This is a genomic window from Sphingobacterium sp. UBA5639 (assembly GCF_002421245.1).
GTDB lineage: Bacteria > Bacteroidota > Bacteroidia > Sphingobacteriales > Sphingobacteriaceae > Sphingobacterium > Sphingobacterium multivorum.
The window spans coordinates 149487-167585 of sequence record NZ_DIJR01000001.1 but is presented as its reverse complement, the minus strand read 5'-3'; the positions used below and the strand labels follow the sequence as shown (position 1 = coordinate 167585).

Here is an 18099-nt window from a genome sequence, read left to right as displayed (position 1 = left end):
GGTTGATTACATCGTTAACGATTCGTACCGGATGACCTTTGGACACCAGTTCGTCCAAAGTTGGAGGAATGGCCATGATCTGGTCCTGATAGTAAGGCTTAAAAGTAGGTCTTTGAGATGGCATATATCCTTTTTGTTCACACTATAAATATATGAAAATCAAACAGTTAAAACAAATAATAAACCTTAGATAATGAAAAAAAAGAGACTGCCTTTTTGAGACAGACTCTTCCAAAAAATCAAGCAGCGGATTTCTGAGCTTATTTGAGCTGTCCAAATGCATCCACTTTATAGATTGGATTTTAGGGGCATACTTTGAAACTTTTTGAAAAAGTAAAGAACCCACAAAAACTGAGTGTATCCGTACACTGCATCTTCAACCGGAATCGTAAGTACCCTGATCCCCATAAATTCCATTGGATTGTAATTGACAATAGGGGACTCCAATCCTGTTCCGGTAAGTATACCGTTGACAGGTAAAAAGCCCAGCATCAGCAAAGTGAAGACTAAAGAGGCCTGCGTAATCCATTGTATCCGAAATACAAAGTGAAAAAGCACCAATGTCAACATAGTCACAGCAGCGGTAACTACGGTATAGATTCTGTCAGCATATCGAAGGGCAACAACAGCACATATAATGAAACTTACAAAGACAACAATATTATTGAAGGCCGATAGCGATTGTAATCTAAAAAATTTATCGATGCAGAAATAGGTAAAAATACATGAAAAAGGGATGAAGATAAAGAATAGCCATTCTTCCAATGGTAGTCCTGCTATGGCCAGTCCCAAGGTATATCTTGTGTCAAACCACCACACTCCCTTACTGGTAAACCAGACATCCCAAGCTATAAAAAATACAGCAACAAGCGCTGATGCCCTTAAAAATGGGATGAACTCACGATCGAATCGAAGCCGCTTGTCGAAGGATGCGACAAAACAGATTATGACCGTAAAAAATAAGATAAGCGAATAAGTATATTGCATCATATTTTTTCATTGTTAGTATACATTTTAAAGTATTTCATTGGAACATATAAAAAGCCAAAACACTCGCCCTCCTCTTTGCCTAAATGTTTATGATGTTGTTTATGGGCGCGACGAAGCGCCAAAAAGTAACGGTTATTCGTTTTACTCAACCATTTGAAACGTTGATGGATAAATATATCATGCACAAAGAAATATGCCATACCGTAGAGCATAATTCCCAATCCAATATAAAACAGATAATTGTACCCCTTTAAAGACCCAAAATACATCAACGCGATCGTGGGAAGGGCAAAAATGATAAAAAAGTAATCATTCTTTTCCAGAAACCCCGCATTGCTGTGATCATGGTGATCGCGATGTAATATCCAGAGAAAGCCGTGCATAATGTATTTATGGATAAGCCAGGTGGCGCCCTCCATAGCAATAAAAGTGACCAATACTGTAATAAAATTCATAACTCTATTTTATAAGTAAGCAGCTTTGTAACGTAGATAACTTTTAAAAGCAACATAGGCTTTTTGTGCATTAGGTATTCTAATCCTACTTTCCAGAATTTCTTTGGAGGATTTTTTCCGAATCTTCGCAAATAATGAAAGATAATATTTATAAGCCAGATAAACGCCAAATTTTGCCGATGCAGGCAATTTTTTGATTCCCAAAAGCGCTTCCTTAAATTCGCTGTGTATCTCATCCTCAATCTGGCTTTTGAGTGCATTGTCAAACACCGCCATATCCAGGTTTGGAAAATAGGTACGTCCAAGCACCTGATAATCGTCCTTGAGGTCACGCAAGAAGTTTATTTTTTGAAATGCAGAACCCAGTTTCATGGCGTAAGGTTTTAACTCCTCATAGCGCTCTCTATTACCTTCTGTAAAAACCTGTAAACACATCAGCCCCACCACTTCAGCCGAACCATAAATATATTCTTTATAACGTTCGGAATTATAGTCGACCTTATTCAGATCCATTTCCATGCTATGCAGAAATTGTCGGATCAGCTCGATGTCGATAGCATACTTATGCACCGTCTCCTGAAAAGACTGTAATATCGGATTTAATGAGATACCTTCCTCTAAAGCACAGTTAGTCTCGAGGTACAACCGCGCCAAAAGTCGCTGCTTATCATAACCATGAAAACTATCGACTATTTCATCAGCCAACCTTACGTAGCCATAGATTGCATAAATACTAGCCCTAATGCTTGGCTTGAGGGCCAATATACCAAGCGAGAAACTTGTACTATACTTTTCAGTTGTTTTTTTGCTTACTTCATAAGCGAGTTCATCAAATAGCTTTTTCATGGTCTTATGTTTTACGATATAAATCAATGGCTTCTTTGGCAACAATTTTCCCCGATAAGATGGATGGAGGTACTCCGGGACCAGGAACTGTCAGCTGACCTGAATAAAAAAGATTATGGACTTTCTTATTTCTAATCTTGGGTTTCCATACCGCTGTCTGTTTTAATGTATTTGCTAGCCCATAAGCATTTCCAGCGTAAGCATTGTAATCGCTGATAAAGTCGCTTACGCAGTAACTTCTCTTGTATGTAATCTGCTCGTATAGGTTTTTTGTACCAGTATGCTTTTCCAAACGCTCTAACATCTTAATTAGGTATTTTTCACGTGTTTCATCATCGTCTGAGATAGCTGTCGCCAACGGCATCAACAAGAAGAGGTTCTCACTGCCTGGGGGAGCCACATGAGGATCCGTTTTGGATGGACAACATACATAGAACAGTGGATTTTGGGGCCATTTTTTTTCACCATATATACAGTCAATATGATCGTCCAACGGATGCTCAAAGAACAGTGTATGGTGTGTTAGATTTGGAATGGACGATTTCATCCCCAGATAATATATCAAACTCGAAGGGGCAAAGGTCCTACTCTTCCAATAATCTTCATCATAGTTTCTCAAATCCTTGGTAAGTAGTGTTTCGATATGATGATAATCAGCGGATGCAACCACAAGATCAAATGCGTAATCTACGCCATTAACACCTAATGAAGTGATCTTATTCTTTTCAATTTTTAATGTATCAACATTATGATCGAAATGAAAAGTGACACCTTGCCTCTCCGCTACTTGCTGCATCGCCAGTACTAATTGAAAAAAACCTCCTTTCGGATAATGAGTGCCAAGTGCGTAACCGCCGTAGTTCATCAGGCTATATAATGCCGGAATATCCTTGGGTGAGGCGCCCAGAAATATGACCGGAAATTCCATTAATGTCCGCAATCGTTGGTCCTTAAAATATTTGGCAACATAGGATCGGAAATTGGAAAGCAAATCTAGCTTAAAAGCGCTAAGTGCAATCTTTGGAGAGAGAAATTCGCCCCAATTGTGACAGGGTTTATTGACGAAATCCCGCATCCCCACTTCATACTTAAATTTTGCAGCTTCCATAAATCGATCTAACTGCGTACCAGCCCCAGGTTCGATCTGTTCAAATAATAGTTTTAATTGCTGATAGGATTCCGGAACACGAACTTGTCCGGAGTCAAATATCATTTCAAATTGAGGATTGAGCGATACAAGCTCAAAAAAATCAGCTGTGCTGCATCCAAAATCCGAAAAAAAGGACTCAATGATATCGGGCATCCAGTACCAGCTCGGTCCCATATCAAATTTAAATCCTTCTTTCGTACTGAATTGTCTCGCCCTTCCACCGGGCTGCGTATGTTTCTCAAAAACATGCACATCGTACCCTGCTTTAGCAAGATAGGCTGCCGCTGAAAGACCCGAAAAACCTGCGCCAATAACGGCTACCTTCTTTTTCATTTGTTTTTTTAGCTAAACTACTTGGGCAATTCCCAATACTTATTGGCACCGCAACTAGTAATGTACACATCCTATTGATTTTTGTCATTTCTATCGCATCCCGATGTGGATTATAACTTCACTTGCTCCAGCAATTTTTCCGGTGCAATATTTCTATCATAGATTAATTGATGAAATTTGCTCAGTTTATCCAATAAACTTATCAATGTTATTTTTTCGTGGTAGGTCAAATCGCCTGAAACAATCTGCGTCGCATGACGTATTTTTCCCATTTGCCGGTCCAATGCCGACAAGCCATTTTCCGTGATGTACAGCAACTTACTGCGGCGGTCCAGTTTTGAATCGTGTTGACGTATCCAACCTTGTTTGATCAAACGGTTTATAATGGCCATGCCGGCTGGTTTTTCATGAATATTCCTTCTGATCAATTCCATTTTTGTCATCTCACCAAAGGACCGTAGTGTAATAAGATAGATAAACTCCTCTTGTGTGGAAAAATCAGATTCCCAAATAGCAGCCTTTGAATAACTTTTTGCGAACCTATTCATATGCACTATTAACGTGCTGATGACACTTTCCGGACTACGCCCATTTTCCTTACCGTCCCAATTGGGTTCTTCGAGAACATCGGTTGCCTTTGTTACTATCCAACGTTTAAATCCATTTGCGTCAGTGCTATAGATTCCGTCTACGTTTTCCTGTTCAAACTCTTCAACTAATCCAATGATTTCTTTTAAAAGCTGATATTTCATACACTTTATTTAGAACATAAATATACCATATTTGTTTTAATTATTTTAAAAATAATATTTTTTAGAATAAAAATAAACCAACATCATAGCCTTAATAGTGGCAAACTGTAACCCATCGAGGATAGAGACTTGCTTTAACTATAACAAGACCAAGGTTCTAAAGTTATGTTCGTTTTTATTATTACACGTGCAACATTTTTTCCGTGAGCTCGACTAACCTATAGTCACTAACTGCAAACAATTGTCATCAAGCTTTGCAGAAGAACCTTAAATACATGAAAGAGTTAAAAAAAATTGCCCTAGTTCTCCCATACCTGTTGTTTTTCGCTATATCTCATGCTTCGTCTAACACGACGATCATTTCATTCATCGATTCAACCTTTACTGTTACGGGCAAAGTAGTTGATTCTATTACTAACGAACCTGTTCATTTAGTTTCCATATCCTTACTGGATCATCAAAGTGGCAGCAATCCTGTCAGAACAGTGGTGACAAATGAAAGTGGGGACTTCCAATTGACCCATAGTCAGCGTTCATTTTACCTAAAAATCAATCATATGGGCTTTCAGTTTCAGATAAAAAGAATTGTAATACCCAACGGGAGCAATATAGATATGGGTACTATAAAGCTTCATAAGATTGACAATAAGCTTGAGGAGGTTGCAGTTTCTTCCAGAAAACCTCCCCTAGAACTTATTACCGGTGGGTATAGATTTAATGCGGAAAACAATATACTAGGCAATAGTACAAATATAGCAGAACTGCTCAAGCAGGTTCCGGGATTAACAGTTGATGAAATGGAAGGCAAATTACAATTGCTTGGAAAAGGAGCTACTGTATTGATCAATGGTCGGAAAGTCAATTTGGGTGGTCAAGATTTATTGAACTACCTGAAATCTCTACCGAGCAATGAGGTCTCGTCCGTTAACGTGCTTACAAGTCCGGGTGCGGCATATGATTCCGCCGGAGATGGAGGTGTGCTCGATATCAGACTTAAGAAAAATTCCAATTTGGGCTTCTTTGGGTCGGCAAGTACAAGTGTTTCCACCCTTTGGGGGACGGACCAATCGCTCAATTTAAATCTTAAAAAAAGTAAGTTTGAAATTTCAGTGGGCTATAATTTTTCATATAGTGAAAACCTACATAAACGAAACGATCTAATAAAAAACTATTACTTACCCGATTCTAGTTATCTCTATAGACAAGAACAGGCCAGCCAAAGATCCCAAAGAACACATTCCATGAAAACCAATACACTTTATAATATTGATTCGACGAGCACACTCTCTTTTAATTATTGGTACGCCAGCTTTTATGGCAAATTTCCTAATGAAAGAGACGCTACGATCTATAATCGGGAAGATCAATTTCAAAGGCAGCTTAAACAGCAGGACTTCATGTTTTTGGACAATAATTTTCATATCGCCGACTTCATTTATGATAAAGATTTTAAAACGAAAAGCAAGCTTTCGATCGGTATGAATTACGCGAAATACTCGAATGAGAATAACACTTCATTCTGGAGAAAGGCATATGATTTTTCTAACACGGAAATTAATTCCTCAGAAAATGATAGCAGAAATTTTATTACTTCCAGACCATATGAAATCTGGACATTCAATACAGATTACAAAACAAACATTGGAAAGGGTATTGATCTAAAATTCGGTGCAAAATATGCCCGTGCAAATACAGAAAGCTTCTTTAAGAATCTAGCCACAGATGGAATTATCGATGCAGGTGAATTAAATAGTGAAAATAAGGTTCAATATAACGAAAATATACTTGCAGCCTATTCTTCTCTGAATGGCAAATTGAAACACTTCTCCTTCGATTTAGGCTTGCGATTAGAATCATTCGACTATAAATTACGAGCCGTTTTAACTGACGAACAAATTAAAAACAACTATCTTAATTTATTTCCCAACTTTAATATACGTTATGATTTCAAAGACCTTAAAAACAGCATTGCTTTATCAGGGAACAGAAGAATCGAACGTCCCGGGTATAGTATGCTCAATCCATTTGCGGTGAACAATAATCCTATCCATTTCACCAACGGTAACACACATTTGAAGCCATATTTTGCGAATAGGCTAGATCTGCAATATTCACATAAGTGGAATAGCAACCACTCACTGATCTTTTCTTTATATGGAAACTCTTCGAAGAATATGTTTACATATATCTCCAGATATAATGAGGAGGTTGGAAGTCCAGAGTTTAACTATTATAATGATTATAATCTAAACCAAATCGGAGGTTATGTCATGTCGCAAAACAAGTTTGGAAGCAGCGTGAATGTCAGTACATATTTATCAGCACAACGCCCAACTTTCAGATCGAACAATACAGAAGATATTTTGTTACCAGGGATTGTCAACTTTAGTGGGGCGATCAATACTTTTATCTATATTCTGCCAAAGACTACTGTTCAAATACTCGGCTTTTATGCATCGAAAAGAAATAGTTTTCAAATGCAATATGGCGCAACGGGATATATCACGACGGGTTTACAGCAAAAAGTGCTTCAGGACAAGTTAAATATATCCCTCACGATTGAGGATATTTTCAACTTACAAAAAGCACCTATTTCCAGTTTAGGCAATGTGATTAGCATTGAAACAGTGAATAAATTGAAGTCGCGCTATGCAAAATTGAGTTTCAGCTACAATTTTGGAAAAACCTTTTCAGCAAAACAGACCAAAAAGCTCGAAAAGGATTCGAGGATAGATTAACCCATCAATACTTTGATCATCAAAGATGATTCGTGGAGGCATAGCGCTGGATATAATTGAGTTTAGAAAATAGTTTAAATACAGATAGACATTAAAATACCGCGAATTTAAAACGATTCACCACGAATTGGAATTCCCTTGAAAATTTGAGGAAAGTTATTCTAATTTAGTCCTATAAATACATAGAAGAAAAAGTGAATTATGAATGAGACTATCATAGAATTTGATAATAAAAAGCGCCTGAAATTAGCGCTGTTTGGTTTGCTGATGACGATAGCGGCTTTGGCATTTGCCTACTATATCTTCTTTGTCGCCGAAAAAATAAGAATTTTCCCTGGGGCACTGATGTTGACCTTAGGAGGCTTAGGGTGTTATTGTCTGATTGGTGGTATAAAGGCCCTATTTAATAAAGATCGAACCGGCCTCCTATTAAACGCAGATGGTATTCGATATAACGGTACACCAGTAGGAATAAAGGTTGGGACTGTAAAATGGACTGCGATTCAATCCGTCTCAACAGGGATAGCCCATGGTGTCCATTTTGTTTTTTTGAAGCTACACAATCCCGAAAATTATATCCAGCAGTTCGCTCCACAAGTACAACAACATGTGCTCGAAAATGGAATAGCCATTTCGGTCGATCAGTTGTCGCTTGACTTCAATGAGCTCAAAAAATTGATAGAAGAGTATTATCAGCGGTATCATTAACAGTAAAAAGAAAAAGATTGATTCCCCAACATCGTTCAAAACCTGTACAAGTCAATTGAATGAGTTGTTCGCCTTATATTTTTCATTGATCTTTTAAACAAAGTAAGTTAGGACGTCTAAACAAAACAATGCGTCAAAATCCCTCCTACCTTTGTCTTAACAAAATCAAATTTTTAAAATGAAAGCAAACAATTATCAAGGAGCATTACAGAAACCAATCGGTTCTGGCTTCACAGCAAAATCTACTTCAGAGGACGTCATTAAAGGAATTGATCTAAGCAATAAAATCGCAATTGTAACGGGAGGTAATACGGGAATCGGACTTGAAACTACCAAAACGCTCGCTTCTGCCGGTGCAACTGTTATCGTTCTTGCAAGAAACGTTGAAAAAGCAAAAGTAAATTTAGCAGGTATAGTAAATATCGAAATCGAAGAAGTGGATATGATTGAACCAGCTTCTATTGACAGATTTGCTAGAAAATTCATTTTATCAGGCAGACCACTTCATTTACTAATCAACAATGCCGGTATTATGTGGGTCCCTTTGCAGCGTGACCAACGTGGAATTGAATCGCAACTAGCGACAAATTATTTAGGGCAATTTCATCTTACAGCTAGACTGTGGCCCGCATTAAAACAGGCGGGTGCTGCACGAGTTGTCAATGTATCTTCTCTTGGACACCATAATTCTTCCTTCAATTTTGAAGATCCAAATTTTGAAAATCGCGAATATGAAACTCTTCAGGCTTATGGTCAATCAAAAACGGCAAGCAATCTTTTCACTTTAGAGCTAGATAACCGAGCCAAAGATTTTAATATAAGGGCGTATTCTTTACATCCCGGCTCGATCGGAGGTACAGAATTGGGGCGGGATGCAGACCCGGAACAATGGAGGAAGTTAGGATTTTTAGATGAAAATGGAAATATACACCCAGCGATGATGGCTGCATTGAAGACCATTCCACAAGGTGCTGCGACTACGGTTTTTGCAGCGACCAGTCCGTTATTAGATGAAATAGGCGGTGTATATCTGGAAGATAACGATATCGCAGAGTTGCTACCAACAGATCCTTTAATCCCAACCCATACAAAACTGCATCAGAACGGTGTCCAACAATATTCATTGGATAAAGATTCAGCAAAACGCCTTTGGCACCTTAGTGAAGAAATGATCGGAGTAAAGTTCAATATAGACTAATATCCAAACGGCTTACGATAAAAGATTTAGCTATTAATTTTTTATATTTATGTCATCACAATGCCTTTAAAGCCGAACAGAAAATTCGAATCATGGAGTATAAAGCAAAATATATAACAGATGATATTAAGCTATCCTGTTATGAGGATAAGTTTTTCAAATCGGATATCAGTTTCGAGTGCCATATGTTAATCTGGTTTATTTCCGGTGAAACAAAAATTGTACAAGCCGATGCTACTTACGTGTTTAAAAAAGGTGATATTTTTCTAATTCCAAGAAATCAGTTAGCAACAATTATCAACTACCCAAAAGATGGACAGCCTCACAAAACGGTCGTGATGCACTTAACGAGTGAGAAGCTAAAAAATTTCTATGCAAATCTGACCATAGAGCCTTCTGCTCGAAAATCGGAAAAGATATACAGCTTTAACAATCATCCTTTACTGGAAAGCTGTCTTTCCTCATTGATTCCTGATTTTGAACTACAGAAACTGCCCGAGAACATTGCCTCCCTGAAAATCACGGAAGCAATCAGTATCCTCCGGGCGATAGATAAAGAAATAGATCCTATTTTGGCTAACTTTGAAGAACCCGGCAAAATTGACCTGGCAGGCTATATGGAAAAGAACTTTATGTTCAATTTATCGCTGGAAAAATTCGGTTATCTGACAGGACGAAGTTTAACCACCTTCAAAAGGGATTTTAGCAAGATTTTCAACCTCACACCGCAGCGATGGTTAACAAAAAAACGATTGGAGCTAGCACACTATCAATTTGTTGAAAAAAGAATGAAACCAATCGAAGTTTGTTACGCGGTAGGATTCGAAAATCTTTCACATTTCTCCTATGCGTTTAAAAAGCATTTTGGTTACACGCCTACCGATCTGCGAGCATCGGGACTTTGAAAAAATGTTGAATAGGTCTAATAGCGAATTTCATTCCGGATACATATTAAGCATTTGAAAACGTTGAATACAAATCATAGCGAGCGCAAGCTTATCTCAAAGGCCACCTATCATCGTGCAGACTGAAAACTCATATATATCAGCTAGCACAGATGAATCCAACTCTTATACGTCTAATGGGAGCAGCTTATAATACCTTCGAATCAATTCTATTTTATGAATTTTATTCCAGTTGCAATATAGAAATTACGATAAATAATTACAGATCCAATTGAATACCTAAATTTGCTATTGTCCCGCTTCCTTTTACATAATAACGGCCTTCATTGGTGGCTCCTCTCACCTCCGCGTGCAGCGGGAAGTAATCATTATTTAGGATATTATTAACTGAAAAAATGAAAGCTAGATTCTTTAATTTATAGCGCGTTTGGAAATCCATCAGCCCATAGCCCGAAATCGGGTATTTGCCATAATTATATTCAGAAGGTCGAAAAACATCGCGTTTACCCAAATGTAAATATTGGAGATAGACGTTCCACCGATCTGTCAATTTGAAATCGGCATTAATATTTATTTTAAAAGGCGAAATAATGGAGTTGTCCAATTTATCCTTATACTTTCCCTCATTTTTCAAATCTTGCCTACCATCCATGTACCCGAGTATAGTACCAAACTTGAACCAGTCAACAGGAGTAATATCGACAACAAACTCCAAACCGTAAATACGTTGCGGCACTTGAATCAATTCATAATTACCAGGTGTTGACGTTTCTGCGAACGTACTGCCTTTTTTGGAGGAGCTATAATACCCTGTCAATTGGTAGCTCAACATAGAATAGGTCCCGTTTAGACCCAACTCAACGTTATTGACAACTACTGGCTTCGGATCGATTTGACTCAAAGGTACTCCATTTCGCAATACAAGCCCCACATCGCCGATAGAATATCCTTGCGAAAATGAAGCAAAGGGCTGTAGGTATTTCAATTTATTATACCTTCCTGCCAAATTGAATACAAATGCATTTGAATTGCTCTTGTCTCCCGGAGTGACTTTCCCTGCTTTTGTCAGATCCCCTACCTTAAAATCCAAGTTTTCGTACCGCACACCACCTTTCACTATCCAGTAATCGGCGAGATTAAATTTACTTTGAAGATATAAAGCCCCACTTTTCATGTTCATATCGGGTGTCACTAATCCATCGCTCAACGTTTTTTGAACCGTGTGATCTTTTAAAAGATCTACTCCATAAATTAAGGTTACTTTATTGTTGTTGGATAGATCAAAGGGCGTACTGAAATTTAGTCTAGCTCCCTTATGATCTGAATAGGTTTGGTTGTAGGTTTCAAATACCGTGTTCATATCTTCATAATACAGACTCATATTTGCTGAAGTCCGACCAAAGTTGCCATCATACTTTACATGAAAAGCTTTATTGTAAGGTGTTCCGCCATTAATCACTGTATCTGAAGGGATCCCAATAGCGGGTTTACTTCCAAACTCCCCCTTAGTGCCGACGTATTTACTATCCTGAACACTTCTATAATAGTTACCCATCAATTCAATGCGATGATTATCGTTAATCTGATAACCGATCTTCGCCAAGGTATTATAACTTTTTGTCTCTCCCAGACCATAGAATGGACTTACAATGGTACCATCAGAGCTGCGGACCACGCCGGTTCGCGCAATCTTTCCTTGCACGACATAATCAAACTTGTTTTGCGATCCCGAAAATACTTGTGCCAAATTATACCCATATGTTTCACTTGGTTTGACCAAGCTTAGGGAATTATTTAAAGAGGTTGACGAATGAAAACTCTTGTCTATCTTTGGCTTCTTTGTAATGTAATTAATAATACCACCGGCGGCACCATTTCCATACATTGCAGAGGCACCGTTGATGACTTCGATATGGTCAATTGCGCTAGCGTCAATCGTCTTCATATCTCTTCCGCCATTTCTTAAAGGAGTAGATTGAGGAATCCCATCGATAAGTACCAAAAAATTCCGACCACGTATTTTAGCGATGAAGTTGTTTTGGCTTTCCTCACTTGGAGAGATACTTGGCACTTTCTGCATTAGGATATTGGGTAAGTTGTCATTTATCAGACGCTGATCTTCTAAGGTCTTACCTCCGATATAGGTAATTGAAGATGGTACTTCGTCTATGCTTTCAGCCAATCTGCTCGCCGTCACGACAACTTCATTCAAATGATTACTTGTTTGTTCCATGACAAAGTCCGGAAGCTCCAGAATTTCCCCTTCCAGTGCGATCTGCGATCTGATTTCTTGAAAACCAATATGCTTTACGGTCATGGAGTGAATTCCTTTAGGAATCTTTGAAAAAATAAAATTCCCCTCATTATCAGTCTTGGTACTATTTATCCCGTCAATATTGATATACACATTGGACAAACCTTTCCCCACTGAATTTTTCACTTTGCCCTTAATTATCCCTGGTTCTTGACCATGACCATTTTTCTTAAGAGTCATCGGTTTTTCCATGGAAAAACTTATTGCTGGAATTATAGAAAAACTTAAAACCAATAGACTACTAGCCAATATTGTCTTCTGGGTAATAAACCAAGATCTTGTTGTTTTTTTCACGTATTTAAGGTGTTAAAAAAATCATTTGCCCTGTCTGCATATTGATGTCTTTCTATTTCCAAACCTTGCTATCCTGGAAATACTGCTCTGCAAAAAGACATAATTACTATTTAGACTAATTATTATTAGCGGCAAATATAGTAAAGTTGGGAAATACTTAAAGCTAAAAATTTAGAATAATAAGCGATCGAATAACTCCATCGATTATTCCATTAGGATGCAGAATGATAATAGCAGCAATAAATCTTAATGTACATTATGTTTTATGCTTGTTGTACTCCATTTTTTGCTGCTTCAACAGTCCCTAACTTTATCAAACAAAAGAAAACAGGTTCCTCTAGGTCAGATTTCATGAATACCGGAACCATTGACATTATAAAAAATTAGTATTAACATTTTAAATCTTAAAGTCATGGCACTTACAACAAGAATCAACGCGGACGATGTAGCGTTTTTATTGATCGATCATCAAAGTGGTCTATTCCAGACAGTAAAAGATATTGAAGTACCTACATTGAGAAGTAATGTAGTCGCTCTTTCACAGGTCGCCGCTATTGAAAACATTCCTGTTATTACAACTGCTTCAGAACCAAAGGGTCCGAATGGTCCATTGATGACAGAAATCCACGAAAATGCCCCACATGCACAATATGTCGGACGTACTGGTGAAGTAAATGCATGGGATGCTCCTGCATTTGTTGAAGCTGTTAAAGCTATTGGTAAGAAAAAATTGGTTATTGCAGGTGTATTAACAAGTGTTTGTGTGGCGTTTCCTGCAATTTCAGCAATTTCGGAAGGTTATGAAGTTTTTCCGGTCATTGATGCTTCAGGCGATATGAGTCCATTATCAACACAAGTAACAATTTCTCGATTACAGTTGGCAGGCGTTATTCCCATTACGACCACAGCTGTAATTAGCGAAATATTAAAAAGTTGGAAAAATACGGACGCTGCGAAATATGCACATGCACTTTCCTTGGTGATGCCTAATTATCAAGCTTTAATAGAAAGCTATTATAAAGCACAGGAAGTCGCACTAGAAAGCAAATAAGTATTTTTATTTTGTTTAACCATCTGCGGGATCGCTTTTACATAAGCTTATTCCGTAGATTACCTTCCGTTTAAAAAAAGCGTATCATCCGTTTTCATCACTTTTACCCTTTTCCTAAAGGAATAAAGGTCTTTTCCGTTTGGCAGTCTGGATAAGAAAATAAAAAAGTCCCAATTTCTCAAAAAGGGACTTTCTTAGTATATAATCAAATTACTTTTTTGTTTTTGACACTTGAGTTATCAGTGTATATTGCTGAGATGAACCATCAGCAGGAGGATTTCTGACCTCTTCGACCTTTACTTTGATCACATATTCATATCCTGATTCGTAGTTAAATCCCTGGATATTTCCATAAAAATATTCCCAGTTATCTGATTCTTTCGCCTTGACCTGCATGCACTTCATTGGGCTTACACCTTCGCAATCAACCAACTGCGGTCCCACAATCATTATTTTCTCATTGCTTTCAGCAGAATTTTTGCTACACTGGATAAAAAAGAATAAAATGAAGACGGCAAGAAGCCCCTTGAGTAATTGGTTTATACGTTTCATAAAAGAAATTTTAATAATAACTAATATAACCATTATATATATTCTTTACTATACCTATTTTACGCGCATCAGTATTGCTTATAACAACAATATTCAATATCTTCAAACCTGATGATTCTTCTTAAAGCGTTTGAGTTCACTTAACACAGCTTCTTTTTAGTAGTTTTTCCTATCGCGTTATAAAATTACGAAACGATTCGCTGATAATATTGTTCTTCAATAAACAATCGTATTTAATATGGAAGATCTATTATATTTGGCAGGTATCGGTATGGTGATCATGTGGGCGGTCACTTTTTTAGGCGGATTCATAACTGAAGATTTTATTCATATACTTTTATTTTTTGCGATGATAGTGTTTATATTTCGTGCAATTAAGGGTTTTAACAACTCTAAGGTGAATCAACCTCAACAGTAAATCAAAGCTATTAATAAACCAATCGACCGGCAATAAAGATGACGATCCCAAGCCAATTAAATCAAAATCAATGGTACGATATGCATAACCAGAAGAGCGACTTCGACTCCTGTCAAAGAATTTTGGAGGCTTTATGTGGCCACACGAAAATGAGATATGGCATGATACGCAAGAAAGATGGCCGGAAATGGGGAAATTGGTGTGTTTACGATTATCATTCTCAGAAGATCGTCAATAAAAATAGTGAACACTACGTTAAAATATATCAGGAAATAAGGAAAGGTTTCTCCCCTATTTACATTGATGATACCGAGCAGTGTTCTGTCGACGAATGGACACAAGTTCTTCACGAATTCGGTTTAAAAAGCTATATCTCTTACCCAATTATTAACAAAAATAATTCTATTGTTGGGCACTTGAGTTTCATGAACGCTGAACCAGTACACTTCGACCCAATTAAATTAGAGACGCTGCTACCTGTTTGCAGTGATTTGATTGCAATAGATTTCAAAACCATTATTGAACGTAGAAATACGAGGAAAAAATTGGAGCAGGAACTTAATTATTCCAAAAACAGAGAACTTGTTTTATCGTCCTTGGCTCACGACTTAAATAATCCCGTCAGCATCGTAAAAGTGATATCACAATATCTTGGCGAAAACATTAAAGATGAAAGCCAAAAAAACTTAATAAAGAAAATACAAGAGGCTTCATCACGCGTCAAAGGAGTGATAGATGATATTTTAGATTTCAGTAGTATCCGTCTTCAAGACAAGCTAATTAGAATTAATGATCATTATCGCATGGATGCATTGATCAAGCAAATTTTATCTGAATTTGAAGTATTACATAACAGAGCACTAATTGCCAACATCAACCTTCCAGTTGATGTACCTTGTGATCATCAGAAAATGGGGCGTGCATTCACTAATTTAATTGGAAATGCGATAAAACATGGTAATCCTTTTCAAAATATCGAAATAAATGCATTCATTCAAAAAGAAAATTTCATTTTTAGTGTTACAAATGAGGTCTCCTATCCTCAATATTCGGATCTTAAAGATCTATTTAAACCTTTTGTAAAAGGAGTCAATAGTAATGGGCTCGGATTAGGATTGTTTATTGTGAGTGAAATAGTAAAAATTCATAAGGGAAAAATAGCCGTAAATTTAAAGGACAATAAAATAACTTTTAACCTGATGATCCCAATAGATTCAACTACAGTTGTTCAATAGTAAAGTATAAACCAAGATTTCGTATTAAATTTTCGGCTGTTACCATCGTATTTTCTTTTATTACTACCTATTATTTATGTTCGCCTGTCTCCCTTGCTGCAAGTTCATCATGTGCAGTAAGATCAAGACGTAAAGGCGTAATAGAAACCAAATTGTGTTCTACTGCCCAGCGATCAGTACCTTTTTCAGCAGGTTCTAATGGCACCACTGTGATCCAATAGTTTTTCCTTCCCATAGGATCCTCTCCGGGCACCACACGGCCATCATATAAACGTACTGATTGTCTTGTCCAGGAAAGCCCCTCCGGGTTGGCTGGAAAATTCACATTATAGAGAGCAGGGCCTTTATTTTTCAGTAAAATCTTCAGCACATCGGTTGTCCACGGATACAATCCTTCAAAATCCGGCTCGGTCTTTCCTACGGGTGTGCTCAATGCTATACCGGTAATACCGAGCAGTGTCGCCTGCTTTGCCGCAGCCAAAGTTCCGGAATGCCACATGGAATTGCCTAAATTTGGTCCCATGTTAATACCCGAAAGTACAACCTGCGTATCGGGAAACATATGTAGACCCAACGCCACACAGTCTGCTGGAGTGCCATTTACCCTAAACGCTTCAATATCCTCAAAAGTTATCGGTGCACGTCGGTAGCTTAAGGGCCGGGAATGCGTAATAGCATGTCCCATAGAAGATTGCTCCACATCGGGCGCAACAATCTTTACCGTCCCAAACTCCTTTGCTGCATTTGCCAGTGCCGCAATCCCCGGTGAATAAATGCCATCATCATTGGTAATAAGTATATTCATAACTGTCCTTTTCTATGAAAACCAATCTCAAGCAGGCTTTGTTCAGCTTTTATGAAAGAACATGGCAAAAACATAAGGTTAGTACATAATCCTGCTGCTGGGGATGACTCAAACGGAGACAAAGATGAACTATGCCAATTGATTGAAGATCTTGGCCACAATTGCATTGTAGTAACCAAAAAAGATGCTGTCAAAAAAATCGACCCGCAGACAGACATCATTGCCCTTGCTGGCGGTGATGGGACTATAAGAATGGTAATTATGGCGCTATTGGAAAAAAAACTACGATTTAAAAGGCCAATCGCCATACTCCCACAAGGCACTGCAAACAATATTGCTATTTCTCTTGGTATTCCTTTGAACATTGAAAAAGCTATCGATCTCTGGAAAAATTGCCAACTTAAAAAATTCGATGTAGGAATGGTTATGGGGCTAGAAAGAAAGCCGTTGTATTTTATTGAATCCATTGGCTTTGGTGTATTTCCTTTACTGATGAAGAAAATGGATAAAAAAAATACAGAAGAGCTGAGCGCAGAAGATGAAATCAAAACCGCACTAAGGCAGCTTCGCAAACTGGTAGAAACATTCCGAGCTACCACACTAAGACTCACAGTGGCTGGAAATAATTATGAAAAAGATTGCATACTTGTTGAGATCATGAATATATCAAGTATGGGACCGCGGCTAGTTCTTGCTGCTGACGCTGACCCTGGAGATGGACAATTTGATATCATCATTGTCACTGTCGATCAACGCCAGGAACTTATTAGCTATATCGATGGACTATTGAATGGAACCAACGTCGAATTTAAAATAAAACCTATCCGGGCTAGTCGATTGGCGATGGAATGGGAAGGCAACGAAATACACATCGATGATGAGCACAAGAGTTACTTCGGCCAACAATTGAAGCTTACCTCGCTCGAAGGTATAGTTGAAATTGTCACTGGCAATAAATAAAATATGATTTGAACCAACGATAATGGATCAAAAAATGTTCTTTTTTAAAAAACTCGTTAAAATGAACAGATCTAAAAACACCAAAGAAACGCATGTTGGCATGCTTGTTCTTATCATCGCAGCCATTCCAAACCCAGATCCACGGGAGCCAAGCCCAGACTTATCCGAAGCTCAACAAGAGGGCACTTCCAAAGAAGATAGAGATCCCAATACCAATCAATCGGGTATTAAAGATGATCGTACCCATGACAGGGAGGAAGCGCAAGCCGAGCAGAAAGAAAAAGATGATGAAGATAAACCTGATCTTTCGGGTGATATCAATGTCTAGATAGGGCCACATCTTCTGCTAGCTGTATAGGTGTTGCGCCGACCTTAAAATAGCAAGATTGCTCAGC

General features: G+C 37.9%; 17 protein-coding genes. 9 read left to right on the top strand and 8 right to left on the bottom strand.

The window, feature by feature from the left end; all coding sequences use genetic code 11:
* Nucleotides 1-288 precede the first annotated feature (288 nt).
* The 5 genes from B4Z90_RS00770 to B4Z90_RS00750 all read right to left on the bottom strand — a co-directional run bounded on the left by B4Z90_RS00770 (nt 289) and on the right by B4Z90_RS00750 (nt 4526).
* Nucleotides 289-990, bottom strand: coding sequence for a lycopene cyclase domain-containing protein (locus B4Z90_RS00770; RefSeq protein ID WP_115050192.1), 702 nt, complete (start codon nt 988-990; stop codon nt 289-291).
* Nucleotides 987-1445 (bottom strand): sterol desaturase family protein, encoded by a 459-nt coding sequence (locus B4Z90_RS00765; RefSeq protein WP_115050190.1) that lies wholly within the window; start codon nt 1443-1445, stop codon nt 987-989. Before B4Z90_RS00765 ends, B4Z90_RS00770 begins: the two co-directional genes overlap by 4 nt.
* Nucleotides 1446-1454: 9 nt before the next feature.
* Nucleotides 1455-2291 (bottom strand): phytoene/squalene synthase family protein, encoded by an 837-nt coding sequence (locus B4Z90_RS00760; protein ID WP_046675142.1) that lies wholly within the window; start codon nt 2289-2291, stop codon nt 1455-1457.
* A 4-nt stretch (nt 2292-2295) separates the two neighbouring features.
* Complete coding sequence (locus tag B4Z90_RS00755; RefSeq protein ID WP_115050187.1) at nt 2296-3774, bottom strand: phytoene desaturase family protein; 1479 nt, start codon at nt 3772-3774, stop codon at nt 2296-2298.
* Nucleotides 3775-3884: 110 nt separating this feature from the next.
* A complete protein-coding gene (locus tag B4Z90_RS00750; protein WP_070566814.1) occupies nt 3885-4526 on the bottom strand; it encodes a MarR family winged helix-turn-helix transcriptional regulator in 642 nt (213 codons plus the stop codon).
* 275 nt (nt 4527-4801) lie between these two features.
* Here B4Z90_RS00750 and B4Z90_RS00745 point away from each other — a divergent pair, with 275 nt between their 5' ends.
* The 4 genes from B4Z90_RS00745 (at nt 4802) to B4Z90_RS00730 (ending at nt 10075) form a co-directional block, all read left to right on the top strand.
* Entirely contained in the window at nt 4802-7264 is a 2463-nt protein-coding gene (locus B4Z90_RS00745) for an outer membrane beta-barrel protein (RefSeq protein ID WP_115050185.1), read from the top strand.
* A gap of 201 nt (nt 7265-7465) precedes the next feature.
* Nucleotides 7466-7972: an STM3941 family protein gene (locus tag B4Z90_RS00740; RefSeq protein WP_115050183.1), complete on the top strand. Its 507-nt coding sequence runs from the start codon at nt 7466-7468 to the stop codon at nt 7970-7972.
* A gap of 178 nt (nt 7973-8150) precedes the next feature.
* On the top strand, nt 8151-9170 hold the full coding sequence (locus B4Z90_RS00735) for an SDR family NAD(P)-dependent oxidoreductase (RefSeq protein WP_115050181.1): 1020 nt from the start codon (nt 8151-8153) through the stop codon (nt 9168-9170).
* Nucleotides 9171-9262: 92 nt separating this feature from the next.
* Nucleotides 9263-10075, top strand: a complete 813-nt coding sequence (locus tag B4Z90_RS00730) for a helix-turn-helix domain-containing protein (RefSeq protein ID WP_115050179.1) — start codon at nt 9263-9265, stop codon at nt 10073-10075.
* A 259-nt stretch (nt 10076-10334) separates the two neighbouring features.
* On the opposite strand, the gene B4Z90_RS00725 is transcribed toward B4Z90_RS00730, so the two are convergent.
* On the bottom strand, nt 10335-12569 hold the full coding sequence (locus tag B4Z90_RS00725) for a TonB-dependent receptor (protein WP_159333210.1): 2235 nt from the start codon (nt 12567-12569) through the stop codon (nt 10335-10337).
* Nucleotides 12570-13095: 526 nt separating this feature from the next.
* Here B4Z90_RS00725 and B4Z90_RS00720 point away from each other — a divergent pair.
* The gene (locus tag B4Z90_RS00720) at nt 13096-13734 is read left to right on the top strand and encodes an isochorismatase family protein (RefSeq protein ID WP_115050175.1); all 639 of its coding nucleotides are present in this window, start codon (nt 13096-13098) and stop codon (nt 13732-13734) included.
* Between the two features lie 210 nt (nt 13735-13944).
* Here the strand turns inward: B4Z90_RS00720 and B4Z90_RS00715 are convergent, their stop codons facing one another.
* Nucleotides 13945-14286 carry a DUF4377 domain-containing protein gene (locus tag B4Z90_RS00715; protein WP_112375886.1) on the bottom strand — a complete coding sequence of 114 codons (342 nt, stop codon included), beginning with the start codon at nt 14284-14286 and terminating at the stop codon, nt 13945-13947.
* A gap of 238 nt (nt 14287-14524) precedes the next feature.
* On the opposite strand from B4Z90_RS00715, the gene B4Z90_RS25090 reads away from it, so the two are divergent.
* Together B4Z90_RS25090 and B4Z90_RS00710 are read left to right on the top strand one after the other, a co-directional pair.
* Nucleotides 14525-14704, top strand: coding sequence for a lmo0937 family membrane protein (locus tag B4Z90_RS25090; RefSeq protein WP_115050173.1), 180 nt, complete (start codon nt 14525-14527; stop codon nt 14702-14704).
* A gap of 38 nt (nt 14705-14742) precedes the next feature.
* Nucleotides 14743-15939 (top strand): GAF domain-containing sensor histidine kinase, encoded by a 1197-nt coding sequence (locus B4Z90_RS00710; RefSeq protein WP_115050171.1) that lies wholly within the window; start codon nt 14743-14745, stop codon nt 15937-15939.
* A gap of 70 nt (nt 15940-16009) precedes the next feature.
* Here B4Z90_RS00710 and surE read toward each other — a convergent pair whose 3' ends face one another.
* A complete protein-coding gene (gene surE, locus B4Z90_RS00705) occupies nt 16010-16744 on the bottom strand; it encodes a 5'/3'-nucleotidase SurE (protein ID WP_070566840.1) in 735 nt (244 codons plus the stop codon).
* Nucleotides 16745-16795: 51 nt separating this feature from the next.
* Here surE and B4Z90_RS00700 point away from each other — a divergent pair, with 51 nt between their 5' ends.
* Both B4Z90_RS00700 and B4Z90_RS00695 read left to right on the top strand, forming a co-directional pair.
* Complete coding sequence (locus tag B4Z90_RS00700) at nt 16796-17704, top strand: diacylglycerol/lipid kinase family protein (RefSeq protein WP_070566842.1); 909 nt, start codon at nt 16796-16798, stop codon at nt 17702-17704.
* A 61-nt stretch (nt 17705-17765) separates the two neighbouring features.
* A complete protein-coding gene (locus B4Z90_RS00695; RefSeq protein ID WP_139145015.1) occupies nt 17766-18032 on the top strand; it encodes a hypothetical protein in 267 nt (88 codons plus the stop codon).
* The last annotated feature ends 67 nt before the right edge of the window (nt 18033-18099 follow it).